General features: G+C 58.7%; 18 protein-coding genes and 1 pseudogene. 4 read left to right on the plus strand and 15 right to left on the minus strand.

Annotation, left to right across the window (positions count from 1 at the left end; genetic code table 11):
- Positions 1 to 2 precede the first annotated feature (2 nt).
- The 6 genes from VC352_RS23730 to ihfB all read right to left on the minus strand — a co-directional run bounded on the left by VC352_RS23730 (position 3) and on the right by ihfB (position 6,387).
- The gene (locus VC352_RS23730) at positions 3 to 515 is read right to left on the minus strand and encodes an acyltransferase (RefSeq protein ID WP_322981961.1); all 513 of its coding nucleotides are present in this window, start codon (positions 513 to 515) and stop codon (positions 3 to 5) included.
- 9 nt (positions 516 to 524) lie between these two features.
- Complete coding sequence (locus VC352_RS23735) at positions 525 to 1,760, minus strand: hypothetical protein (protein ID WP_322981962.1); 1,236 nt, start codon at positions 1,758 to 1,760, stop codon at positions 525 to 527.
- A 231-nt stretch (positions 1,761 to 1,991) separates the two neighbouring features.
- A complete protein-coding gene (gene wecC, locus VC352_RS23740) occupies positions 1,992 to 3,254 on the minus strand; it encodes a UDP-N-acetyl-D-mannosamine dehydrogenase (protein WP_322981963.1) in 1,263 nt (420 codons plus the stop codon).
- Positions 3,255 to 3,300: 46 nt separating this feature from the next.
- Positions 3,301 to 4,425: a non-hydrolyzing UDP-N-acetylglucosamine 2-epimerase gene (gene wecB, locus VC352_RS23745; RefSeq protein WP_322981964.1), complete on the minus strand. Its 1,125-nt coding sequence runs from the start codon at positions 4,423 to 4,425 to the stop codon at positions 3,301 to 3,303.
- Positions 4,426 to 4,468: 43 nt separating this feature from the next.
- The gene (locus VC352_RS23750; RefSeq protein ID WP_322981965.1) at positions 4,469 to 5,920 is read right to left on the minus strand and encodes an MBL fold metallo-hydrolase; all 1,452 of its coding nucleotides are present in this window, start codon (positions 5,918 to 5,920) and stop codon (positions 4,469 to 4,471) included.
- A 182-nt stretch (positions 5,921 to 6,102) separates the two neighbouring features.
- Complete coding sequence (ihfB, locus tag VC352_RS23755) at positions 6,103 to 6,387, minus strand: integration host factor subunit beta (protein WP_003243558.1); 285 nt, start codon at positions 6,385 to 6,387, stop codon at positions 6,103 to 6,105.
- A gap of 448 nt (positions 6,388 to 6,835) precedes the next feature.
- Here ihfB and VC352_RS23760 point away from each other — a divergent pair.
- Positions 6,836 to 7,279 (plus strand): annotated as a pseudogene (locus VC352_RS23760) (REP-associated tyrosine transposase).
- Between the two features lie 268 nt (positions 7,280 to 7,547).
- Here the strand turns inward: VC352_RS23760 and rpsA are convergent.
- The 9 genes from rpsA to mtnA form a co-directional block, all read right to left on the minus strand.
- Complete coding sequence (gene rpsA / locus VC352_RS23765; protein WP_322981966.1) at positions 7,548 to 9,230, minus strand: 30S ribosomal protein S1; 1,683 nt, start codon at positions 9,228 to 9,230, stop codon at positions 7,548 to 7,550.
- Between the two features lie 149 nt (positions 9,231 to 9,379).
- Positions 9,380 to 10,045, minus strand: coding sequence for a (d)CMP kinase (gene cmk / locus VC352_RS23770; protein ID WP_322981967.1), 666 nt, complete (start codon positions 10,043 to 10,045; stop codon positions 9,380 to 9,382).
- Positions 10,042 to 12,288 (minus strand): bifunctional prephenate dehydrogenase/3-phosphoshikimate 1-carboxyvinyltransferase, encoded by a 2,247-nt coding sequence (locus VC352_RS23775; protein WP_322981968.1) that lies wholly within the window; start codon positions 12,286 to 12,288, stop codon positions 10,042 to 10,044. The genes cmk and VC352_RS23775 overlap by 4 nt, the downstream gene beginning before the upstream one ends.
- Positions 12,285 to 13,394, minus strand: a complete 1,110-nt coding sequence (gene hisC, locus VC352_RS23780) for a histidinol-phosphate transaminase (protein WP_322981969.1) — start codon at positions 13,392 to 13,394, stop codon at positions 12,285 to 12,287. The genes VC352_RS23775 and hisC overlap by 4 nt, the downstream gene beginning before the upstream one ends.
- Positions 13,395 to 13,466: 72 nt before the next feature.
- Positions 13,467 to 14,045, minus strand: coding sequence for an adenylyl-sulfate kinase (gene cysC / locus VC352_RS23785; RefSeq protein ID WP_322981970.1), 579 nt, complete (start codon positions 14,043 to 14,045; stop codon positions 13,467 to 13,469).
- Between the two features lie 18 nt (positions 14,046 to 14,063).
- Positions 14,064 to 15,158 carry a prephenate dehydratase gene (pheA, locus tag VC352_RS23790; protein ID WP_322981971.1) on the minus strand — a complete coding sequence of 365 codons (1,095 nt, stop codon included), beginning with the start codon at positions 15,156 to 15,158 and terminating at the stop codon, positions 14,064 to 14,066.
- A gap of 1 nt (position 15,159) precedes the next feature.
- On the minus strand, positions 15,160 to 16,245 hold the full coding sequence (serC, locus tag VC352_RS23795; RefSeq protein ID WP_322981972.1) for a 3-phosphoserine/phosphohydroxythreonine transaminase: 1,086 nt from the start codon (positions 16,243 to 16,245) through the stop codon (positions 15,160 to 15,162).
- A 125-nt stretch (positions 16,246 to 16,370) separates the two neighbouring features.
- Positions 16,371 to 19,139 carry a DNA gyrase subunit A gene (gyrA, locus tag VC352_RS23800; protein ID WP_322981973.1) on the minus strand — a complete coding sequence of 923 codons (2,769 nt, stop codon included), beginning with the start codon at positions 19,137 to 19,139 and terminating at the stop codon, positions 16,371 to 16,373.
- A gap of 271 nt (positions 19,140 to 19,410) precedes the next feature.
- Complete coding sequence (gene mtnA, locus VC352_RS23805; protein ID WP_322981974.1) at positions 19,411 to 20,487, minus strand: S-methyl-5-thioribose-1-phosphate isomerase; 1,077 nt, start codon at positions 20,485 to 20,487, stop codon at positions 19,411 to 19,413.
- A 159-nt stretch (positions 20,488 to 20,646) separates the two neighbouring features.
- On the opposite strand from mtnA, the gene VC352_RS23810 reads away from it, so the two are divergent.
- From VC352_RS23810 to mupP, 3 genes are all read left to right on the plus strand, one after another.
- Positions 20,647 to 21,990, plus strand: coding sequence for a TRZ/ATZ family hydrolase (locus VC352_RS23810; RefSeq protein WP_322981975.1), 1,344 nt, complete (start codon positions 20,647 to 20,649; stop codon positions 21,988 to 21,990).
- A 131-nt stretch (positions 21,991 to 22,121) separates the two neighbouring features.
- Positions 22,122 to 22,820: a bifunctional 2-polyprenyl-6-hydroxyphenol methylase/3-demethylubiquinol 3-O-methyltransferase UbiG gene (ubiG, locus tag VC352_RS23815; protein ID WP_322981976.1), complete on the plus strand. Its 699-nt coding sequence runs from the start codon at positions 22,122 to 22,124 to the stop codon at positions 22,818 to 22,820.
- Positions 22,820 to 23,491 (plus strand): N-acetylmuramic acid 6-phosphate phosphatase MupP, encoded by a 672-nt coding sequence (gene mupP, locus VC352_RS23820; protein ID WP_322981977.1) that lies wholly within the window; start codon positions 22,820 to 22,822, stop codon positions 23,489 to 23,491. Before ubiG ends, mupP begins: the two co-directional genes overlap by 1 nt.
- Positions 23,492 to 23,500: the final 9 nt, after the last annotated feature.

Raw genomic sequence — 23,500 nt, forward strand, 5'->3', positions numbered from 1 at the left:
TTTTAAACTCTATCCTTAATTACTCTTGCAGGCACACCAGCAACGTAGGTGAACGAAGGTACATTCCGTGACACCACACTTCCGGCAGCCACCACAGCACCCTCGCCGATAGTAACACCGGGTAGAATTATGCAATTCGCACCTATCCAAACATCGTTTTCAATACAAACAGGAGATTTTTTATGTCCAGCATCAAATATTCTGCCAGGCAATGCAGGCACATTGTGATTAGAAGAAAGAATCTGACTTCTATAACCAATCAATACACGATCACCAATACTGACACCACCTTCGGTCGTAACCAGTACATCCTTCGCGAAATCAACATCATCACCAACTATAAAATTACGACCAGTAAAAATCCACACACCAGAATAATAGACAACCCTGCAACCAACTTTCGCACCCAGCAACCTCAAATAACTACTCTTTAAAATATTCAAAAACCTAAACCTAGGAAGACTAAAGACCAACCCCGAAAAAAACTCAAGAAAAACAACCAAGAAATACTTCACAAAACACCTCTACCAAAAAACTAAGAAGATCAAAAAAGAAATCAAGAGAAAGAAATAGAAACACAAACAAAACCTAAAAAACACCCCCAAGTCAAATTTTAAACCTAAATAAAAATATCCGAGCAACCCTGGAGACTTCAGAAAAAACAAAGACAACAAAAGCCCGTGCAACCCAAAGCAATAGTAAAAAATAGCCATAGAGACCACACCTATTAACGCACAGACAGAAAAATGGAGCGCCAGTACATCAAACAAGCCTCTCGACCGAAGCGCACCCTGCGAAAAAAAAGCCAAAGAATAAAGCGATGAAAGAAAAAACATTACAGGCACAAATCTGTAAAACTCTAAATATTGCGCACCAAGATAAAGACGAACAATGATCTCAGAGACAGGAATCAGCAAAATAGCCAACAAAGCACTTATAATAGAAATCACCAAGCCAAAATTAACAAACCCTTGCAGTCCATTTCCTCGACAAAGCTCTGAATACTTGTAAGAAACAAAAAATTGACTAAATATATTTGATTTAGCTGCGACGTCATAAATAGCGTTGTAAGCCGCAACGAATGCTCCCCCACCCTGAAAAGAAATAAAGAGCCTATCAGAAAAATCAATAATTAATCTTGAAATATTTTGCGGCACAGTCATCAGCAAATGTTGCGCGGCCACCCCCCCCGCCTTTGGCTTTGACAGAACAACCAAATTCCTACTAAAAATAAAAAAAAGAACACCCACAAGAACGTGCGAAAACATAAAAAGAAAAGCCGAACTCACAAAAATATTCAAATAACGAAAAACAATCAAAGATAAAACAAAAAAACAAAACCCAAAACTCCTAAGCAAGGACGCCCAACCAACAAATCCTTTTATCTCAAACGCAGCCCAATAAACCGAATAGAGCAAAAACAAAAAAACAGAAAAAGAGATATAAATAGCATCCAGATAACTTAAGTAGGAAGAAAGGAAAACAACAAAAAGACCAAAAAAAGAAAACAACAAAATAGATGAAAATTTAACAGAAAAAATCAAATATGAATATACATTAATACGCCCCTGACAAACAGCCAAATGGCGAACCATGACAGGCCTTACAAAATCGAAAGCCCCAAAAAAACCATTAAGAAATAGCAAAACCGTTATAAAAGCAAACTCTGATTCATCATACTGACGAGCCAATACTGGATAGCCAAATACACCAAAAAAAAGCATTAAAGCTAGTGAAAATACCATGATATATTTTTGCATCCGACCCCCCAAAAAAACCAAAACCGCTGCCGCCCCAGGTCAAACCTTAGATAAGTAAACTTAATAAAATTATTCAGAACCAACCTCAAGCAACAAGTACAAGAGGCAAACTAAAATCAGCCAGAAACTAAAAACCAATAGACACTACAAAAGTGACCATCATATAACACCGCACCCATGAACTTAACAAATCAGCCACAAAAATAAATACTTTCCAATCAACTCTCAACCTCACCAGAGCCCACGAGTATCAACGAAGAATTTATTGTTCAAAGTCGTGACTGAAACACTCTTGAATGACTTATGATCAACCAACAAAACCAAGACATCTGCCTCACCCCATACAGCTTCAACTGACTTCAGTTCGAACTTTTTACCCAATGCCTCTGGCAAAATTTCAATATTTGGCTCCACTACTAAAATGCGCCCCAGGTGTGAAGCAGCGATTTTTTCTGCAATGGCTAAGGCCGGACTCTCACGAAGATCATCAATATCCGGCTTAAACGCAAGCCCAAAACAACCTATCGTTACTTGCCGAGCTGTTTTGTCCGGATTCGCCAACAAATAATCCGCCACAGCCAATTTTATTTTTTCGACAACCCATTCAGGCTTACTGTCATTTACCTCGCGCGCTGTACGTATCAATTTCGCCTGTTCCGGCGTTTTGCTGACAATAAACCAGGGGTCAACCGCAATACAGTGCCCTCCCACCCCTGGGCCAGGCTGAAGAATATTGACGCGCGGGTGTCGATTGGCAAGACTTATCAACTCCCAGACGTTTATATCCAGCTTGTCACAAATGATTGAAAGCTCGTTGGCAAAGGCAATATTGACATCGCGAAAACTATTCTCGGTCAACTTGCACATTTCAGCAGTGCGCGAATTGGTGACGACGCATTCACCTTCGACGAAAATTTTGTACAGACTTACTGCTGCGGCAGAACATTTGGGCGTCATGCCACCGATCACACGGTCGTTTTGTACCAGTTCACGCAATACGTGACCTGGCAGAACACGCTCAGGGCAGTAAGCTATCCGGATGTCTGAACTTTCGCCATGGGTGATGGGAAAGCTCAAATCTGGGCGAGCCTCTGCCAACCAGCCGACCATCTGTTCGGTCGCCCCCACCGGAGAGGTCGACTCGAGAATGACCAGATCGCCCTTTTTGAGCACGGGCGCAATGGTCTTGGAGGCTGACTCGATATAGCTCAGGTCGGGCTCATGATCATTCTTGAACGGTGTCGGCACGGCAATCAAAAAAGCATCTGCCGGTTCGGCTATCGCTGTAGCACGAAGGTAGCCCTCCGTAACAGCGGCATGCACGATCATATCGAGCTCGGGCTCAACGATATGGATATCGCCACGGTTGATGGTATCGATTGCCTGGCGGTTTACGTCTACGCCAATAACTTTGCGCTTACGGGATGCAAATACTGCAGCAGTAGGTAGGCCAATGTAGCCCAAACCGATTACAGAAATAGTTTCAAAGTTCATCGTGTAATTCCAAGTTGCTGAACTGCATACGCGGTGGCTAGATAAGTCAAGGGATTGAAGACAATAGACCTTCAATGATTCTCTTACATGCCCGACCATCGCCATAAGGATTGTGTGCGACGCTCATGGATCGATACATCTCGCTATCGACCAATAGGCTATGCAACTCACGGACAATCACGTTGACGTCCGTACCAACCAAGCGCACCGTGCCAGCCGCAACGGCCTCAGGCCGCTCCGTAGTATCACGCATGACCAAAACGGGCTTGCCTAGTGAAGGTGCCTCTTCCTGTATACCGCCAGAGTCAGTCAAAATAATGTGAGCCTTGTTCATCAGATAGACAAAAGGCAGATAATCCAATGGCTCTATCAAATAAATATTTTTAACATTCGACAAAAGTCGCCGCACAGGCTCGCGCACATTAGGATTCAAATGCACGGGATAGACAATATCTACCTCAGGGTGCATCTGCGCTATTTCGCGTAGCGCCTTACAAATACGCTCGAAGCCTTCACCGAAACTCTCTCGTCGATGCCCCGTAACGAGAATAAGCGGCCTCTCGGCATCAAGAAACGCTGCTGGCTCGGATGCTTTGGCCCTTAGCGAGGGATCTTCTTTAAGGCGCTCCACAACATCCAGCAGTGCATCGATGACGGTATTGCCCGTGACCAAAATTTTTGAACTCTCTACACCTTCACGCAGTAAGTTATCGCGCGAAGTCTCGGTGGGAGCAAAATGCAAGTTGGCCAATGCGCCTGTCAGCTTGCGATTTGCTTCTTCAGGCCAAGGGGAGTAAATGTCGCCTGTTCGCAGTCCGGCTTCTACATGAGCAACAGGAATTTGTTGATAATATGCCGCGAGTGTCGTGGCAAACGTCGTCGCTGTATCACCATGAACCAGAATCACATCAGGCTTGTAATCGCAAAGAATTTTCTTCATACCTTGCAGAATAGCCGTAGTGACATCGGTCAGATCCTGCCCAGGCTTCATGATGTTCAAGTCATAATCTGGGTCTATCTGAAAAAGACTTAGTACCTGATCAAGCATTTCGCGGTGTTGGCCAGTGACACAAAGCTTTGCCTCAAAACGCTCATCGGTACGGAGCGCTATGTGCAAAGGAGCCATCTTGATCGCCTCTGGACGTGTACCAAAAACACAGAGGGTTTTCATCTAATTTTTCCTAAACATTCTACATTTTCAATGAGCGCACTTTTCATAACGGTATATTCACCTTGAGCGCATGCCCCTCTTTGTTGCGGAGTGCATTTAGGGATTGAGCGAGCGTTTGTTTAGCCTGCCCATCACCATGCACAACCCGCACCTCTGACGGCCAGTGGCGCATGCGCGTAATGAAGCGGATCAGTCCTGCCTGGTCTGCGTGAGCTGAATAGCCGCTCATACTGTGCACCTGAGCCCGAATGTCATAACGCTGGCCATCCAGCTCCACGTAGCCGCCACACGGGCCGAAGCGCTGAATCTGACGCCCGGGCGTACCTTCGGCCTGGTAACCGACAAACAGAATGTCGTGCCGTGGATCGGCGAGCATCGCCTTGAGGTAGTTGACGATACGCCCACTGGAACACATACCGTTACCCGCAATAACGATTGCCGGCTGAGCGGTCTGAGCGAGGCGGTTGACTATGGCCAGATGCGCCTTGTGCGAGTCGACCGTGAGCAGATTGCGGAAGCTCAGGGGGTTACGCCCTTTTTTCAGGCGCGACTGGGCCTCTGCATCCCAGAATCGATCCAGCTCGCGGTAAACCAGGGTAAAGCGACTGGCAAGCGGTGAATCCAGGATGATCGGCAGGTTCGACCAGTCAAGCGCCGCATTCTTAACCTTGCCGGCGCGAGTTGGTTTAAGGGCTGCCGCTACTCGGCGATGGATGATGTCCTCCAGCTCGTAGAGCAGCTCCTGGGTACGCCCGATGCTGAAGGCAGGTATCAATACGGTGCCCTGGTTACTCAGGGCATGCTGTAAAACCTGTTCGAGGCGCTGCCTCCGAGTATGACGGTCTTCATGCAGTCGATCACCGTAGGTGCTCTCGATGACCAGAACGTCAGCTTTGTAAGGCGAGCGCGGCGCAGGGAGAATCGGCGCATGGGGCGCCCCTAGATCACCGGAGAAGACAATGCGCTTGTTCTCGCCTGCCGGGTATTTCACGTCGAACTCGACATAGGCCGAGCCCAGAATATGGCCGGCACGCTGCAAGCGAACCCTGACCTGCACATGGGGTGCCTCGACCAGGGTAAACCAGGTTTTGTATGGCAACGCGACGATGCGCTGCTCGACCAGCTTGAGGTAGCGCTCGACCTGTTTCTGATCCCGACTTACGCCCAGCTTGAAGGCATCTTCAAGGACGATGGGCAACAGTTTTGCCGAAGGCTCGCTACAGAGGATCGGCCCCTGGAAGCCCGCTGCGAGCAGATAGGGAATACGCCCCACATGATCGATATGCACATGAGTGGCGATCAGGGCCTTGATGCCCGCCAGGGGAAAGTCGATGGCCAGACGCCCTGCTCCGACACGCCCCTCCGCGGAGGTCTCGCCCCCCTGAAAGAGGCCGCAGTCGATGAGAAAGCTCAGCTCCGGCGCCACCAGCAGTTGATGGCATGAGCCTGTCACGCCCGATATGGCGCCATGATGAAGAATATCGGGGTATGACACGAGCTAGTCCCTTTGCACTAAAAACTGAAGGGGCTCAGCCCTGAGAATGGATATCGCCTTTATCCGCACATCGGGCTCACCAATAGTGGCGATGCAAGAAATCAGAGAGGCCGCACATTTTGCATGCCATAGGGTTTGTCAGGCAAGTCCGTCAGTTGGGTGACGCCAATAATACCGAGCGATTACTCGTCTTCATTAACGCGGTCACGCAGCTCCTTACCCGGCTTGAAGTGCGGCACGAACTTGCCATCCAGGCGTACCGACTGGCCAGTCTTCGGGTTACGCCCTACGCGAGGGGCGCGGTAGTGCAGCGAGAAGCTGCCGAAGCCGCGAATCTCGATACGATCCCCCGTGGCTAATGCCTGGGACATTTGCTCCAGCATGGTCTTGATGGCCAGCTCGACATCCTTGGAGGAGAGCTGACCCTGGTGAGTGACGATTCTTTCGATCAACTCCGACTTGGTCATGGTTTTCCCTTCTTTTTCAAGCGGCTAGAAGACTCGACGAATTGGTTGTAGCACGCTGATCAGGTTTTGAACAGCCTAAAAAACAAGGTGTTAGCGAGTTTTGGGGTTAGTTGTGACGACGGGAGCTTTGAATGGGAGGCTAACCCTGAGACAAGGCTTTTCAGGACTCGAGCCCGGGGTTGCGGGATGACCGCTATTCGCGGCGGGGCGCCACTACTACATAGGACTACTTCGCTTGATGCATTCGTGTAGGAGCCCCGCCTCGGGGCGAAGCTCTTGGGACTGTGTTTGGTATTGCAGGATGGCTGCCATTCGCGGCGGGGCGCCGCTCCTACATAGGACTGCTTCGCTTGGTGCATTCGTGTAGGAGCTCCGCCTCGGGGCGAAGCTTTTGCCAGGCCCAGACTCGTCTATGCTGGGCTGACACGCTCTTGCGGAAGGGAATCCGATGACAGAGAAGCGCTATGCCTCAGACAGGCTTCGAAAAGGGCGCTGGTCATGCAGCGGGCAAATCTATCTTGTCACTGCCGTAACCAAGAACCGCATACCGGTCTTTGCTGATTTCTCAGCGGCGCGTTAGCTCATACAAGTCATCCGCAAAGATGAATTGCTAGGCTCCTAGCAAACCCTGTGCTTTGTCGTAATGCCAGATCACTTGCATTGGCTGCTGCCATTACAGGATGAAACCTTGCCCCGAATGGTGGGCAGAGTTAAATCAATATCCGCCAAACACTTGGGCCAGCCGATATGGCAGAAAGGATTTCATGACCATGCCTTGCGACGGGAAGAGGATGTTCGGAATGTAGCCTGTTATGTGGTGGCAAATCCCTTAAGAGCCGGACTTGTGGAGCGGGTCGGCGATTATTCGCACTGGGATGCGCTGTGGATTTAAGCACAACGAGCATCGCGGCATGGGTCAAGCTGGCATTGCGAGATGACTGCCGTTCGCGGCGGGGCGCCGCTCCTACATAGGACTACTTCGCTTGGTGCATTCGTGTAGGAGCACCGCCTCGGGGCGAAGCTTTTGGGGCTGTGTTTGGTATTGCAGGATGGCTGCCATTCGCGGCGGGGCGCCGCTCCTACAAGGACGGTGTCGTTGGGGGGATGCGGAAATAAAAAAGGCGACCCGAAGGTCGCCTTTTTTGAGGAACTAACCGAACTTAGTTCTGGTTTTCCATCTGAGCACGGATCAGATCACCAATGGTGGTCGGGCCGGTGCTTTCAACGTCTTGCTTGTTACGCAGTTCCTTCATCGCGTCTTTCTCGTCCTCGACGTCTTTCGACTTGATGGACAGGCTGATAACGCGGGACTTGCGGTCGACACTGATGATCTTGGCTTCTACTTCGTCGCCTTCTTTCAGCACGTTGCGCGCGTCTTCAACGCGGTCACGGCTGATTTCGGAGGCTTTCAGAGTCGCTTCGATATCGTTGCCCAGGTCGATGATGGCGCCTTTGGCGTCGACTTCCTTGACGGTGCCGCGCACGATGCTGCCCTTGTCGTTCAGGGAAACGTAGTTGCTGAACGGATCATCTTCCAGTTGCTTGATGCCCAGGGAGATGCGCTCGCGCTCCGGGTCAACCGACAGGATGACGGTTTCCAGCTCGTCGCCCTTCTTGAAGCGACGCACGGCTTCTTCGCCGGCTTCGTTCCAGGAGATGTCGGACAGGTGAACCAGGCCGTCGATGCCGCCGTCCAGACCAATGAAGATACCGAAATCGGTAATCGACTTGATGGTGCCGGAGATCTTGTCACCCTTGTTGAACTGACCGGAGAAGTCTTCCCACGGGTTGGTCTTGCACTGCTTGATACCCAGGGAGATACGACGACGCTCTTCGTCGATATCCAGAACCATGACTTCCACTTCGTCGCCGACGTTGACGACTTTCGACGGGTGGATGTTCTTGTTGGTCCAGTCCATTTCGGAAACGTGCACCAGACCTTCAACGCCTTCTTCCAGCTCAGCGAAGCAGCCGTAGTCGGTCAGGTTGGTGACGCGCGCCATGACGCGGGTGTTTTCCGGGTAACGAGCCTTGATGGCAACCCACGGATCTTCGCCCAGCTGCTTCAGACCCAGGGAAACGCGGTTGCGCTCGCGGTCGTACTTCAGAACCTTGACGTCGATCTCGTCGCCAACATTGACGATCTCGGACGGGTGCTTGATGCGCTTCCAAGCCATGTCGGTGATGTGCAGCAGGCCGTCTACGCCGCCCAGGTCAACGAACGCACCGTAGTCGGTGAGGTTCTTGACGATACCTTTGACTTGCTGGCCTTCCTGCAGGGATTCCAGCAGAGCTTCGCGCTCGGCGCTGTTCTCGGCTTCCAGGACGCTGCGACGGGAAACGACAACGTTGTTGCGCTTCTGATCGAGCTTGATGACCTTGAATTCCAGCTCTTTGCCTTCCAGGTGAGTGGTATCACGCACCGGACGGACGTCAACCAGGGAACCCGGCAGGAACGCGCGGATGCCGTTGACGTCAACGGTGAAGCCGCCTTTGACCTTACCGTTGATAACGCCCTTGACCACTTCTTCAGCGTTGAACGCAGCTTCCAGAACCAGCCAGGATTCAGCGCGCTTGGCTTTCTCGCGGGACAGCTTGGTTTCACCGAAGCCATCTTCAACCGCGTCCAGCGCGACGTGGACTTCGTCACCGACCTTGATGGTCAGCTCGCCTTGTTCGTTGAAGAACTGGTCGAGCGGGATGACGCCCTCGGACTTCAGGCCGGCGTGGACGGTAACCCAGTCACCGTCGATGTCGACCACGATGCCGGTGATGATGGCGCCCGGCTGCATGTCGAGGGATTTCAGGCTTTCTTCAAAAAGTTCTGCAAAGCTTTCGCTCATGTTGATTCCTGTTGATCAAGGGCGGGGATTCGCCCAAACCACATTCCAGACCATGTGGGTTCGTTCATGTAAAAAGAGGCCTACGGGACAAGGACTGGTCTCCCGCATGCCTCCTTGCGGACTTTTCGATTTAGAGCAACCGAAAGTCCTTAGCCGGCGAGATCGCGATCAGCGACCTCGCTCAGAATTCGTTCAAGCACCTGCTCGATGGAAAGCTCGGTGGAATCCAGCACAATTGCGTCGACTGCCGGCTTCAGCGGAGCCACCGCGCGCTGGGTATCGCGCTCGTCGCGCGCCCGAATCTCGTCGAGAAGACTCGCGAGATTAACATCATCGCCCTTGGCCTTCAACTGCAGGTAACGCCGACGAGCTCGTTCGTCGGCGCTGGCGGTGAGGAATACCTTGAGCGGCGCATCGACGAACACCACCGTACCCATGTCACGGCCATCGGCCACCAGGCCGGGCATCTCCTGAAAAGCGCGCTGACGCTGCAGCAGCGCTTCACGCACCGCCGGCAGCGAAGCCACCATCGACGCGCCCGCTCCCACCTGCTCATTGCGAATGGCGTCGGTCACCTCCTCACCTTCGAGGATGATGCGCTTGTCGACGAACTGTACGTCCAGATGAGCCGCCAGTTGCTTGAGCGCTTCTTCGTTGGTCAGGTCTATGCCGTGATTGCCGGCGGCGAACGCCAGCAGACGATACAAGGCACCGGAGTCGAGCAGGTTCCAGCCCAGCTGCTTGGCCAGCAACGCACAAATGGTGCCCTTGCCGGATCCGCTCGGCCCGTCGACGGTGATGACTGGAGCACTCATGCCTTGCCCTCTTCCGCCACGCGGATGCCCACCTGAGCGGCCAGGCCGAGGAAGTTGGGGAAGGAGGTGGCGACGTTGGCGCAATCGTGGATGCGAATCGGCGCGCCGGCACGCAGCGAGGCGACACTGAAGGACATCGCGATACGGTGATCACCATGGGCCCAGACCTCGCCCCCGCCCATCGCACCGCCTTCGATGACGATACCGTCCGGAGTCGGCTCGGCCTTGACGCCGAGCGTCTGCAGGCCATCGGCCATGACCTGGATACGATCGGACTCCTTGACTCGCAGCTCCTCGGCGCCACGCAGCACGGTACGCCCCTCTGCACAGGCAGCGGCGACGAACAGCACCGGGAACTCGTCGATGGCCAGCGGCACCAGATTCTCGGGAATTTCGATGCCCTTGAGCTTGGCGGCACGCACGCGAATGTCAGCCACCGGCTCGCCGCCCACTTCGCGCTGGTTTTCCAGGGTGATGTCGCCCCCCATCAGCTTGAGGATGTCGATCACGCCGGTACGGGTCGGGTTGATGCCCACATGTTCCAGCACCAGCTCGGAGCCTTCGGCGATGCTGGCGGCGACGAGGAAGAAAGCCGCCGAGGAGATGTCAGCAGGCACCTCGATGCGCGTGGCGCTGAGCGCATGACCGGATTCGACGCTGGCAGTGCTGCCTTCGACGTTTACCGGGTAGCCGAAGCCGCGCAGCATGCGCTCGGTGTGGTCGCGGGTCGGCGCCGGCTCGGTCACCGAGGTTTTGCCAGCAGCGTACAGCCCCGCCAGCAGCAGGCAGGATTTGACCTGGGCGCTGGCCATGGGCATTTCATAGCTCATGCCAGTCAGGCGCTGGCCGCCTTTGATGTTCAGCGGCGGACGACCTTCAGGGCCAGTCTCGATCACCGCACCCATTTCACGCAGCGGCTTGGCCACGCGATTCATCGGGCGCTTGGACAGCGAGGCATCGCCGGTCAGCGTGGTATCGAACGGCTGCGCAGCCAGCAGGCCGGACAGCAGGCGCATGGAGGTGCCCGAATTGCCCATGTACAGCGGGCCAGCCGGCGCCTTGAGGCCATGCAGGCCGACACCATGCACGGTCACGCGGCCATGGTGCGGGCCTTCGATGACCACGCCCATGTCACGGAACGCCTGAATGGTCGCCAGCGCGTCTTCGCCTTCGAGGAAACCTTCGACTTCGGTGGTGCCGTTGGCCAGCGAGCCCAGCATGATCGAACGGTGCGAAATGGACTTGTCGCCCGGTACGCGAATACGCCCGCTCAGGCTACCACCGGGATTGGCCAGGAAAATCAGATCGGTCGAATGCATAGCGTCCACATAGGCCCTGCGGGCCAGAATTTTGCTGAAATGTTCGCGAGCTACCCGTGCTCGGGTGAATACCCCGAGCAGTTGGTGCCCATCCCCAGCGTCGACCGCGTCGCGCAGGGCGTCGAGGTCATCGCGAAAAACGTCGAGCGTGCGCAGCACGGCCTCGCGGTTGGCAAGAAAGATATCGTGCCACATCACCGGATCGCTGCCGGCGATCCGTGTGAAATCACGGAAGCCGCCAGCGGCATAACGGAATATCTCCAGATTCTCGCTGCGTTTGGCCAGCGAGTCGACCAGGGTGAAGGCCAGCAGATGCGGCAAGTGACTGGTGGCTGCAAGCACCTGGTCATGATGCTCCACCTCCATCGACTCGACATCCGCACCGAGCTCACGCCACAGGCCTTCCACCCGCGCCACAGCGGCTTCATCGCTGTGCTCGCAAGGAGTGAGGATGACCTTGTGGCGGCGGAACAGCTCGGCATTGGCGGCTTCAACCCCGCTTTGCTCGGAGCCGGCAATCGGGTGCCCCGGCACGAAGCGCACAGGCCGCCCGAAGAAGGCCTTGCGCGCCGCCCGCACGACATTGCCCTTGGCGCTGCCGACATCGGTGAGAATCGCTTGCCCCAGCTCCAGCTTGGCCAGCTCGGCCAGCAGTTTCTCCATCGCCAGAATCGGCACGGCCAGCTGAATCACGTCGGCACCCTGACAGGCAAGCGCCAGATCGCTCTCACAGCGATCGACGACGCCCAGCTCAACAGCCAGCTGGCGCGACTGTGGATCCAGATCGACCCCAACCACCTCCTCGAACAGCCCTCGCTCGCGCAGCCCCTTGGCAAAGGAGCCACCGATCAAACCCAGGCCGACCACCACCAGGCGGCCGATCTTAGGGGCATTCGATTGCACTGCCGTTACAGTCGCCGTCACGCCGACAGCACCTTGGCCAGCGCCTCGAGGAAGCGCGCATTCTCACGCGGCAAGCCAATCGACACACGCAGGAAGTTGGGCATGCCATAGCCCGCTACCGGACGAACGATGACGCCCTCACGCAGCAGCGCCTGGTTGATCGCAGCGGTATCACGGCCAAAGTCCACGGCAATGAAGTTGCCCTTGGAGGCAATCCAGCTCAGCCCCAGCGCACGCAAGCCATCCTGCAACTGCTGCATGCCGGCATCGTTCAGGCGACGACTTTCGGCCAGGTAGTCGGCATCGCCCAGCGCTGCACAGGCAGCAGCCAGGGCCAGGCTATTGACGTTGAAGGGCTGGCGGACACGGTTGAGCACGTCAGCGATGGCCGGCGAGCTGATCGCATAGCCGACGCGCAACGCTGCCAGGCCATAGGCCTTGGAGAAGGTGCGCGAGACCAGCAGATTGGGGAAGCGCGCCAGATAGTCCATGCCATCGGGCAGCTCGTCACCCTCGGCGTATTCGATATAGGCCTCGTCGAGCACCACCAGCACGCGCTCCGGAACCTTGGCGAGGAAGGCCTCCAGTGCATCCGGGCCGAACCAGGTACCGGTCGGGTTGTTGGGGTTGGCGATGAACACGACACGCGTGTCGTCATCGATGGCCGCCAGCATGGCCGGCAGATCATGGCCATATTCCTTGGCCGGCACGACCTTGCCGCGAGCCCCGACAGCCTGGGTAGCGATGGGATAGACGGCGAATGCGTATTCGCTGAACACCGCGTTGAGACCCGGCGCCAGATAGGCGCGCGCAACCAGATCGAGGATATCGTTGGAACCGTTACCCAGAGTCACTTGCGCGGTATTCACACCATAGCGCTCGGCCAGCGCCGCCTTGAGCACGAAGCCGTTGCCATCGGGATAGCGGGTCAGCTCATCCAGCTCGGCACGCACGGCGGCCAGCGCCTTGTCGCCCGGGCCCAGAGGGTTCTCGTTACTGGCCAGTTTGACGATACCGGCAGGATCGAGCCCGAGTTCACGAGCCAGCTCGTCGACCGGTTTGCCGGGTACGTAAGGGGACAGTTTCTGTACGCCCGGCTGAGCCAGGGCAAGGAAATCGCAACTCATGAACGGAGACTCATCTCTGAAGCAACTCGGTTGACGAAAGCACCGGCGGCAACCGGTGATGCAGGCGCCACTCTACAAGGCATGGTGGCTCCTGAGGTAATCGAGAATCTGCAGCACGGCCGCCTCGACCGCACACTGACTGGTGTCGATACGCAGCTCTGCAGCCTGCGGCGCCTCGAATGGCGAATCGATCCCGGTGAAATCAGGAATCAGCCCAGCGCGTGCACGACGATAAAGCCCCTTGGGGTCGCGCTGCTCGCAGACCGCCAGGGGCGTATCGACGAACACTTCGATGAATCGCCCAGGCACCCGCGCACGTACGGCATCACGGTCGGTACGAAACGGAGAAATGAAAGCGGCGATGACGATCAGGCCGGCATCGAGCATCAGCGCAGCGACCTCGCCCGCGCGACGGATGTTTTCCTGCCGAGCCGCCTCGGAAAAACCCAGATCGCGGTTGAGCCCCTGGCGCAGGCAATCGCCGTCGAGCAGATAGGTATGCCGGCCAGCAGCAAGCAGACTGCGCTCCAGCGCTTCGGCCAGAGTCGACTTGCCAGCGCCACTGAGCCCGGTGAACCAGATGACACAAGGCTCCTGGCACTTGATCGAGGCACGCTGGCCGCGATCGACGCGACCTTCGCCAGGCGCCATCTGCCGATCAGGCTCCACTCAAAGCACCGCCTTGGGATAGGAGCCCAGCACCTTAAGCGCCACGGCTTCCTGCGCCAGCTTCTCCAGCACGTCCTTGATCAGCGGATCGCGATGATGGCCGACGAAATCGATGAAGAACACGTAAGTCCATTTGCCACTGCGCGACGGACGGGTTTCGATACGGGTCAGGTCGATACCGTTGTTGTGGAACGGCACCAGCAACTCGTGCAATGCCCCCGGCTTGTTGCGCATGGAGACGATGATCGAGGTCTTGTCGTCGCCGGTCGGCGGCACTTCCTGGTTGCCGATGATGAGAAAGCGCGTGGAGTTGTCCGGGCGATCCTCGATCTTCTCGGCCAGCTTGGTCAGGCCGTACAGATTGGCCGCCATGTCACCGGCGATGGCCGCACTGTTCCACTCGCTCTTCACCCGCTTGGCCGCATCGGCGTTACTGGAGACCGCCACGCGCTCGACGTTCGGGTAGTGCGCGTCCAGCCACTTGCGGCACTGGGCCAGCGACTGGGCATGGGAGTAGATGCGGGTGATCTTGTCGGTCTGAGTGGTCTCGCCGACCAGCAGATGGTGGTGAATACGCAGCTCCACCTCACCACAGATGACCATGTCGTGCTCGAGGAAGCTGTCCAGCGTGTGGTTGATCGCGCCTTCGGTGGAATTCTCCACCGGCACCACGCCGAAATTCACCGCGCCGGCCGCCACCTCACGGAACACTTCGTCGATGGCGGCCATCGGCACGCTGATCACGGCGTGACCAAAGTGCTTCATCGCCGCCGCCTGACTGAAGGTGCCTTCCGGGCCGAGATAGGCCACCTTGAGCGGATTTTCCAGGGCCAGGCAGGAAGACATGATTTCACGGAACAGCCGCGCCATTTCCTCGTTGCCCAGCGGGCCCCGGTTGCGCTCCATCACGCGCTTGAGCACCTGAGCCTCGCGTTCAGGGCGGTAGAAGACCGGCGACTCGCCTTCCTTCAGCTCCTTCATCTTCACGCGGGCGACTTCTTCTGCGCAGCGCGCGCGGTCGCTGATCAGCTCGAGAATGCGCTCGTCGAGGTTGTCGATACGTACGCGCAGCGCTTGCAGTTCCTGCTCGGACATATCAGGCGTGCTCCTTCTCGAACTCGGCCATATAAGCCACCAGCGCCTCGACGGCATCCAGGCCAACGGCGTTGTAGATGGAAGCACGCATGCCACCTACCGAGCGATGGCCCTTGAGATTGAGCAGGCCGCGCTCGTCGGCACCGGCCAGGAAAGCCTTGTCCAGCTTATCGTCGGCCAGGCGGAACGGCACGTTCATCCAGGAGCGCGCATTGTGAGCAATGGGGTTGCTGTAGAAGTCGCTGTCGTCGATGGCCTTGTACAGCAGATCCTTCTTGGCGCGGTTGATACGTTCCATCGCCTCGACGCCGCCCTGCTCCTTCAGCCACTGGAAGACCAGGCCGGAGAGGTACCAGGAATAGGTCGCCGGGGTGTTGTACATCGAGCCGTTATCGGCGGAGATCTTGTAGTCGAGCATGGTCGGGCAGGCGCTGCGGGCGCGACCGAGCAGATCTTCGCGAACGATCACCACCACCAGGCCGCTGGGGCCGATGTTCTTCTGCGCGCCGGCGTAGATCAGGCCGAACTGCGACACGTCGATGGGGCGCGAGAGGATGTCCGAGGACATGTCCACCACCAGCGGGGTATCGCCGGTCTGCGGCACCCAGTCGAACTGCAGACCGCCGATGGTCTCGTTGCTGCAGTAGTGCACGTAAGCGGCGTTCTTCGACAGTTGCCAGTCGTTCTGCCCGGGAATGGCGAAGTAGTCGTGCGCCTTGGCACTGGCAGCCACATTGATGGTGCCATAGCGACGCGCTTCTTCGATGGCCTTCTTCGACCAGATGCCGGTCTCGACATAGTCGGCGACGCCGTCTTCCGGCAGCAGGTTCAGCGGAATCTCGGCGAACTGCTGGCTGGCACCGCCCTGCAGGAACAGCACCTTGTAGTCATTGGGCACAGCGAGCAGATCGCGCAGATCCTGCTCGGCCTGGCTGGCGATGGCCACGTACTCATCGCTGCGATGGCTCATCTCCATCACCGAGAGGCCCTTGCCTTGCCAGTCGAGCATCTCGGCCTGGGCACGTTGCAGTACAGCGGTCGGCAGCGCGGCCGGGCCGGCGCAGAAGTTAAAAGCTCGCTTGCTCACGTCTGTCTCTCTCAGATTCACAGAACGCCACCACCAGGCGATGGCATGTCCAAACTGTCTGCCGTGCCGTGGGAGAGGCTTTAGCGGCGACTGTCGCCGCCCGGCCCCTCCCACAAAGCCCGACTTTATTCCTCGCTGCCTTCCTCGACGTCGGCGATCGGTGCGTCGGCGCTTTCGGCGACTTCAGCGCCCTCTTCGCCTTCGACCAGTTCGTCCTCTTCCACCGGGGTCGGCTCCTGCACACGCTCCAGGCCAACCAGAGTCTCGTCCTTGGCCAGCTTGATCAGGGTCACGCCCTGGGTGTTACGGCCAGAGCTGGAGACTTCGTCGACACGGGTACGCACCAAGGTGCCCTGGTCGGAAATCAGCATGATTTCCTCGCCGTCCTGCACCTGGATGGCACCAACCAGTTTGCCGTTACGCTCGCTGGTGACCATGGCGATCACGCCCTGGCCGCCACGACCACGACGCGGGAACTTGCCCAGACCGGTGCGCTTGCCGAAGCCGCGCTCGGAAGCCGTGAGGATCTGCGCACCGGACTCCGGGATCAGCATGGAGATCAGCTGCTGATCCTTGCCCAGACGCATGCCACGCACACCGCGCGCGGTCCGGCCCATGGTGCGCACCTTGCTCTCGGCGAAGCGCAGCACCTTGCCGGCGTCGGAGAACAACATGACTTCCTTGGCACCATCAGTGATGGCGGCGGCAATCAGGGTGTCACCCTCTTCCAGCTTCAGGGCAATCAGACCGGCGCTGCGCGGACGGCTGAACTGCACCAGCGGGGTTTTCTTCACGGTACCGAAGGCGGTGGCCATGAAGATGAAGGCACCGGTCGGCTCGGCGACCAACTCGGGGGTTTCACCCTCGACTTCTTCGACTTCCTCGGCTTCGACCACTTCGACAGCTTCGCCCTCGATCACCACGCCTTCGTCATCCAGGTCTTCGTCGGCGCCAGCGCTCTGCTGCAGCGCTTCGAGGTCGATCTGCAGCATCGCGGTGATGCGCTCGCCCTCGTCCAGCGGCAGCAGGTTGACCAGCGGACGACCACGCGCAGCACGCGAGGCCTCGGGAATTTCGAAGGTACGCAGCCAGTACACCTTGCCCTTGCTGGAGAACAGCAGCAGGGTGGCGTGGCTGTTGGCCACCAGCAGGTGCTCGACGTAGTCCTCGTCTTTCACGCCAGTGGCGGACTTGCCCTTGCCGCCGCGACGCTGCGCCTCATAGGCGGCCAGCGGCTGGCTCTTGGCATAGCCACCATGGGAAATGGTGACGACACGCTCTTCTTCGGTGATCAGGTCGGCGATGGTCAGATCCTGACGCGAAGCGATGATCTCGGTACGGCGCTTGTCGCCGAACTCGGCCTTGACCTTCTCCAGCTCCTCGCGGATGACTTCCATCAGGCGCTCGGGGTTGGTCAGGATGCGGATCAGCTCGCCGATCAGCGTGAGAATTTCCTGGTATTCGGCCAGCAGCTTCTCGTGCTCCAGACCGGTCAGGCGGTGCAGGCGCAGCTCGAGGATGGCCTGAGCCTGTTCCGGCGACAGGTAGTACTTGCCGTCACGCAGGCCGTATTGCTCATCCAGCCCGTCCGGGCGGCAGGAGTCGGCACCGGCGCGCTCGACCATAGCTTCCACCGCGCTGGATTCCCAGGCAGTGGCGAGCAGACGCTCCTTGGCCTCGGCCGGGGTCGGCGAAGCCTTGATCAGCTCGATCACCGGGTCGATGTTGGACAGCGCAACCGCCTGGCCTTCGAGGATATGGCCACGCTCGCGCGCCTTGCGCAGCTCGTAGACGGTACGGCGGGTCACCACTTCGCGGCGGTGACGGATGAACACCTCGAGCATGTCCTTGAGGTTCATGGTCTTCGGCTGACCGTCGACCAGCGCCACGACGTTGATGCCGAACACGCTCTGCATCTGGGTCTGGGCGTAGAGGTTGTTGAGCACGACCTCCGGCACTTCGCCACGGCGCAGCTCGATCACCACGCGCATGCCGTCCTTGTCGGATTCGTCACGCAGCTCGGTGATGCCCTCGATCTTCTTCTCTTTGACCAGCTCGGCGATCTTCTCGATCAGACGCGCCTTGTTCAGCTGGTACGGCAGCTCGGTCACCACCAGTTGCTGGCGACCGCCAACCTTGTCAATGTCCTCGACCTCGACCCGGGCGCGTACATAGATGCGCCCACGGCCGGTGCGATAGGCCTCGATGATGCCGGCACGACCATTGATGATGCCCGCGGTGGGGAAGTCCGGACCGGGGATGTACTGCATCAGCTCATCGACGGTCAGCTCGGCGTTGTCCATCAGCGCCAGGCAGCCATCGATCACTTCGGTGAGGTTGTGCGGCGGGATGTTGGTGGCCATGCCCACGGCGATACCGCTGGAACCGTTGACCAGCAGGTTCGGCACCTTGGTCGGCATGACCGCCGGGATCTGCTCGGTGCCGTCGTAGTTGGGCACCCAGTCGACGGTTTCCTTTTCCAGATCGGCCAGCAGCTCGTGGGCCAGCTTGGTCATGCGCACTTCGGTGTATCGCATGGCTGCAGCGTTGTCGCCGTCCACCGAACCGAAGTTGCCCTGGCCGTCCACAAGCAGGTAGCGCAGGGAGAAGTCCTGCGCCATACGTACGATGGTGTCGTACACCGCCGTGTCGCCGTGCGGGTGATATTTACCGATCACGTCACCGACCACACGGGCGGATTTCTTGTAGGGCTTGTTCCAGTCGTTGCCCAGCTCGCTCATGGCGTAGAGCACACGACGGTGGACCGGCTTCAAGCCATCGCGCGCATCCGGCAGCGCACGCCCGACGATCACGCTCATTGCGTAGTCGAGGTAGGACTGTTTCAGCTCGTCTTCGATATTGACCGGGAGGATTTCTTTGGCCAGTTCGCCCATGAGAAGCCTGGTTCCTTTTTCTGGTGAAACTCCGCGCCATTCTTCCTGAACGCTACGGAGTTCGTCGCCCTGGCGACTGGCCATGACGACTCACGATAAATCAACGGGTTATGCCACATCAGGAGGCGCCGAAGGCCACTGCAGGCAGGCCCCGTGAAAACTGCCGGAGATTACCACAAAGCGTGCTACACACCTACCCCGCAGCCAGCTGTGCGCCAGCGCAGGAAGGCCCGGTGATGGCCGAATGCGCAACCGCTGACGCCCCTGTGAATCAATGCAAACGCTTGCGACACATCAGTTGCGCCATCTTTTCCATGTCCGGCCGCTCGACCACGCCCTTTTCGGTGACGATGTAGTCGATCAGATCCGCAGGCGTCACGTCGAATACCGGGTTGGTCACCGGCACATCCGCCGCGACACGCTGCCCGGCCACGACACGCAGCTCATCGCCACCACGCTCCTCGAGCAGAATGTCCTCACCGCTTTCCAGGGCCATGTCGATGGTCGAGCTGGGTGCCACCACCATGAAGCGCACGCCATGGTGCATGGCGTTGACGGCGAGCTGGTAGGTGCCGATCTTGTTGGCTACGTCACCATTGGCAGTGATGCGATCGGCACCGACTATCACCCAGGAAATGCCCTTGACCTTCATCAGGTGCGCCGCAGCCGCATCCACATTGAGACTGACCGGCACGCCGTCGGCCGCCAGCTCCCAGGCCGTCAGCCGCGCGCCCTGCAGCCAGGGCCGCGTCTCGTCGACATAGACCTGCTCGACCAACCCCTCAAGATGCGCCGCACGGATCACCCCGAGCGCGGTACCAAAGCCGCCGGTCGCCAGCGCCCCGGCATTGCAATGAGTCATCAGCACCTGCTCATTGCCCTGGTGCTTGCGAATCAGCTCCATACCCAACTGCGCCATGGTCAGATTGGCTTCGCGATCACTGGCATGAATGCCAACGGCCTCAGCCTCCAACTGCACCAACACCGTAGCGTCGCTTTTCAGGCGCTGCAGGCGCTCACGCATGCGCTGCAGCGCCCAGAACAGATTGACCGCCGTCGGCCGCGAAGCCGCCAGTTGCTCGAAGTCCGCTTCCAGTGCCGCGCGCCAGTCACCGCCGGCAGCCAGGCGCTGCCGCGCCCCCAACACCACGCCAAAAGCGGCAGCGATACCAATGGCAGGCGCACCGCGCACCACCATGTCGCGAATCGCCGCAGCGACTGCGTCTGCCGACTCCATCCGCAACCACACCTGCTCATGAGGCAACAGGCGCTGATCCAGCAGATAAAGCGCGCCCTCACGCCAATCGATTGCCTGAATCTTCTCTGCCGCCAGCAATTGCTCGCGCATGCCCTACCTCACTCTTGGCAACCGAAAACCGCCGAGTATACCCAGCCTGACCGCGACTCTGGCAGCGCCGGCATCCAGGCCGCGCTTCAAGCACCGGACGTTCCTCTATAAACTGGCGGCCCGCTGCCATGCCCTAATCGCCCACGGACGTCTCACTCCATGCCCACCACCGAACTCGATCTGCTGCTTCTGCCCACCTGGCTGGTTCCCGTGGAGCCGGCAGGTGTGGTGCTGCGCGACCACGGCCTGGGCATCCGTGACGGCCAGATCGTGCTGATCGCGCCACGCGCCGAAGCACTGCGCCACAAGGCGCGAGAAGTCCGCGAACTGGCGGATTGCCTGCTGGCGCCCGGCCTGGTCAATGCTCACGGCCATGCTGCCATGACGCTGCTGCGCGGCATCGCCGACGACCTGCCGCTGATGACCTGGCTGCGCGAACACATCTGGCCCGCCGAGGGCAAATGGGTCGATGACGCCTTCGTACGTGACGGCACCAACCTAGCGATTGCCGAGCAGATCAAGGGCGGCATCACCTGCTTCTCCGACATGTACTTCTACCCGCAGGTCGCCACCGAGTGCGTACACAACGCCGGCGCACGGGCGCAGATCACTATTCCAGTGCTGAATTTCCCGGTGCCGGGCGCCCGCGATGCCGCCGAGGCGCTGCGCAAGGGCCTGCAACTGTTCGACGACCTCAAGCAGCACCCGCGCATCCGTATCGCCTTCGGCCCACACGCGCCCTATACGGTCAGCGACGACAAGCTCGAAGAAATCCGCATGCTCGCCGACGAACTGGACGCCGGCATTCATATGCACGTGCACGAGACAGCGCAGGAAGTCGCCGACGCCCTGGCCGAGCACGGCGAACGCCCGCTGGCTCGACTGGCCCGCCTGGGCCTGCTCGGCCCGCGTTTTCAGGCCGTGCACATGACCCAGATCGATGACGACGACCTCGCTCTGCTGGTCGAGCACAACTGCAGCGTGATCCACTGCCCGGAATCCAACCTCAAGCTGGCCAGCGGCTTCTGCCCGGTCGAACGCCTGTGGCAGGCCGGCGTCAACGTTGCCATCGGCACCGACGGCGCCGCCAGCAACAACGACCTCGACCTGCTCGGTGAAACCCGCACGGCAGCCCTGCTGGCCAAAGCTGTGGCGGGCTCGGCGACCGCCCTGGATGCCCATAGCGCCTTGCGCATGGCCACCCTCAATGGCGCCCGCGCCCTCGGCTTGGAGAACCAGATCGGCTCGCTGGAAACGGGCAAGCTTGCCGACCTGGTCGCCTTCGACCTGTCCGGTCTGGCTCAGCAACCGGTGTATGACCCGGTCTCACAACTGATCTACGCCAGCGGCCGCGACTGCGTGAAGCATGTCTGGGTCGGTGGCAAGCAACTGCTGGATGATGGCCGCCTGACACGCATGGACGAGCAGGAACTGATCGATACGGCCAAGCACTGGGGACGCCAGATCGCCCAAGGCAGCCGCGAGGCAAGCCGACAGGATTGAAACCGCCCAGCCAGAATCTCGAAACACCTGCGACAAACTGACATACATTGAACGAATCCGGCTCGCCCCAACTGACGCCTTAAACTGGCAACATGACGGGCCAGGCTTTCCACGCTTTGAAAGAGATGCTTATGAGCAACGTCGACCGCGCCGAAATCGCCAAATTCGAAGCCCTGGCCCACCGCTGGTGGGATCGGGAGAGCGAATTCAAACCCCTTCACGACATCAACCCGCTGCGCGTCAACTGGATCGACGAACGTGTCGCTCTGGCTGGCAAGCGCGTACTCGACGTTGGCTGCGGCGGCGGCATCCTCAGCGAAGCCATGGCCCAGCGCGGCGCCACCGTCACCGGCATCGACATGGGCGAAGCGCCGCTGTCGGTCGCCCAACTGCACCAACTGGAGTCGGGCGTCGAGGTCGAGTACCGACAGATCACCGCCGAAGCGCTGGCCGACGAGATGCCTGGCCAGTTCGACGTGGTCACCTGCCTGGAGATGCTCGAACACGTCCCCGATCCGTCTTCGGTGATCCGCGCCTGCCACAAGCTGGTCAAGCCCGGTGGCCAGGTGTTCTTCTCCACCATCAACCGCAACCCCAAGGCCTACCTGTTCGCGGTGATCGGTGCCGAATACATCCTGCGCCTGCTGCCGCGCGGCACCCACGACTTCAAGAAGTTCATCCGCCCCTCCGAACTGGGCGCCTGGAGCCGCGCAGCCGGTCTCGAGGTCAAGGACATCATCGGCCTGACCTACAATCCGCTGACCAAGCATTACAAGCTGGCCGCCGATGTCGACGTCAACTACATGATCCAGACCCTGAGAAAAGACTGATGCCCCTGAGAGCGGTTCTCTTCGACATGGACGGCACCCTGCTCGACTCGGCGCCGGACTTCATCGCCATCACCCAGGCCATGCGCAGCGCGCGCGACCTGCCGCCGCTGCCGGACAAGATCATCCGTGATCAGGTTTCCGGTGGTGCGCGCGCCATGGTGGCCTGCGCCTTCGACGAAGAGCCCGACTCGCCCGCCTTCGAAGCCCTGCGCCAGGAGTTCCTGGAACGCTACCAGGCACACTGCGCCGTGCTCACCCGCCCGTTCGACGGCATCGAAACCCTGCTCGCCGACATCGAACACGGCCGCCTGCTGTGGGGCGTGGCCACCAACAAGCCGCTGCGCTACGCCGAGCCGATCATGGCGGGCCTGGGCCTGGCCGAGCGCTGCGCGGTGCTGGTCTGCCCGGATCACGTGGCGCAGAGCAAACCGGCGCCGGACATGCTGCTGCTCGCCTGCCAGCAGATCGGCGTGCGCCCCGAGGACGTTCTGTTCGTCGGCGACGATGCGCGTGACATCGAATCCGGGCGCGCCGCTGGCTGCCGCACCGCAGCCGTGACCTACGGCTATATCCACCCCGAAGACAACCCACGCAACTGGGGCGCCGACGTGGTCGTGGATCACCCGCAGGAATTACGCGCCGTACTCGATCGCGCCCTTTGCGGCTGCTGATCACGTTGG

Origin of the sequence: Pseudomonas sp. C11 (genome assembly GCF_034683865.1) — a bacterium.
Classification (GTDB): domain Bacteria; phylum Pseudomonadota; class Gammaproteobacteria; order Pseudomonadales; family Pseudomonadaceae; genus Aquipseudomonas.

Excerpts from the sequence above, each read along its gene's own strand:
- mupP (WP_322981977.1), top strand. The coding sequence starts at position 22,820 with ATGCCCCTGAGAGCGGTTCTCTTCGACATGGACGGCACCCTGCTCGAC.
- ihfB (WP_003243558.1), bottom strand. The coding sequence starts at position 6,387 with ATGACCAAGTCGGAGTTGATCGAAAGAATCGTCACTCACCAGGGTCAG.
- rpsA (WP_322981966.1), bottom strand. The coding sequence starts at position 9,230 with ATGAGCGAAAGCTTTGCAGAACTTTTTGAAGAAAGCCTGAAATCCCTC.
- cmk (WP_322981967.1), bottom strand. The coding sequence starts at position 10,045 with ATGAGTGCTCCAGTCATCACCGTCGACGGGCCGAGCGGATCCGGCAAG.
- ubiG (WP_322981976.1), top strand. The coding sequence starts at position 22,122 with ATGAGCAACGTCGACCGCGCCGAAATCGCCAAATTCGAAGCCCTGGCC.
- hisC (WP_322981969.1), bottom strand. The coding sequence starts at position 13,394 with ATGAGTTGCGATTTCCTTGCCCTGGCTCAGCCGGGCGTACAGAAACTG.
- VC352_RS23810 (WP_322981975.1), top strand. The coding sequence starts at position 20,647 with ATGCCCACCACCGAACTCGATCTGCTGCTTCTGCCCACCTGGCTGGTT.
- wecB (WP_322981964.1), bottom strand. The coding sequence starts at position 4,425 with ATGAAAACCCTCTGTGTTTTTGGTACACGTCCAGAGGCGATCAAGATG.
- pheA (WP_322981971.1), bottom strand. The coding sequence starts at position 15,158 with ATGTCCGAGCAGGAACTGCAAGCGCTGCGCGTACGTATCGACAACCTC.
- wecC (WP_322981963.1), bottom strand. The coding sequence starts at position 3,254 with ATGAACTTTGAAACTATTTCTGTAATCGGTTTGGGCTACATTGGCCTA.
- VC352_RS23735 (WP_322981962.1), bottom strand. The coding sequence starts at position 1,760 with ATGCAAAAATATATCATGGTATTTTCACTAGCTTTAATGCTTTTTTTT.
- mtnA (WP_322981974.1), bottom strand. The coding sequence starts at position 20,487 with ATGCGCGAGCAATTGCTGGCGGCAGAGAAGATTCAGGCAATCGATTGG.
- gyrA (WP_322981973.1), bottom strand. The coding sequence starts at position 19,139 with ATGGGCGAACTGGCCAAAGAAATCCTCCCGGTCAATATCGAAGACGAG.
- cysC (WP_322981970.1), bottom strand. The coding sequence starts at position 14,045 with ATGGCGCCTGGCGAAGGTCGCGTCGATCGCGGCCAGCGTGCCTCGATC.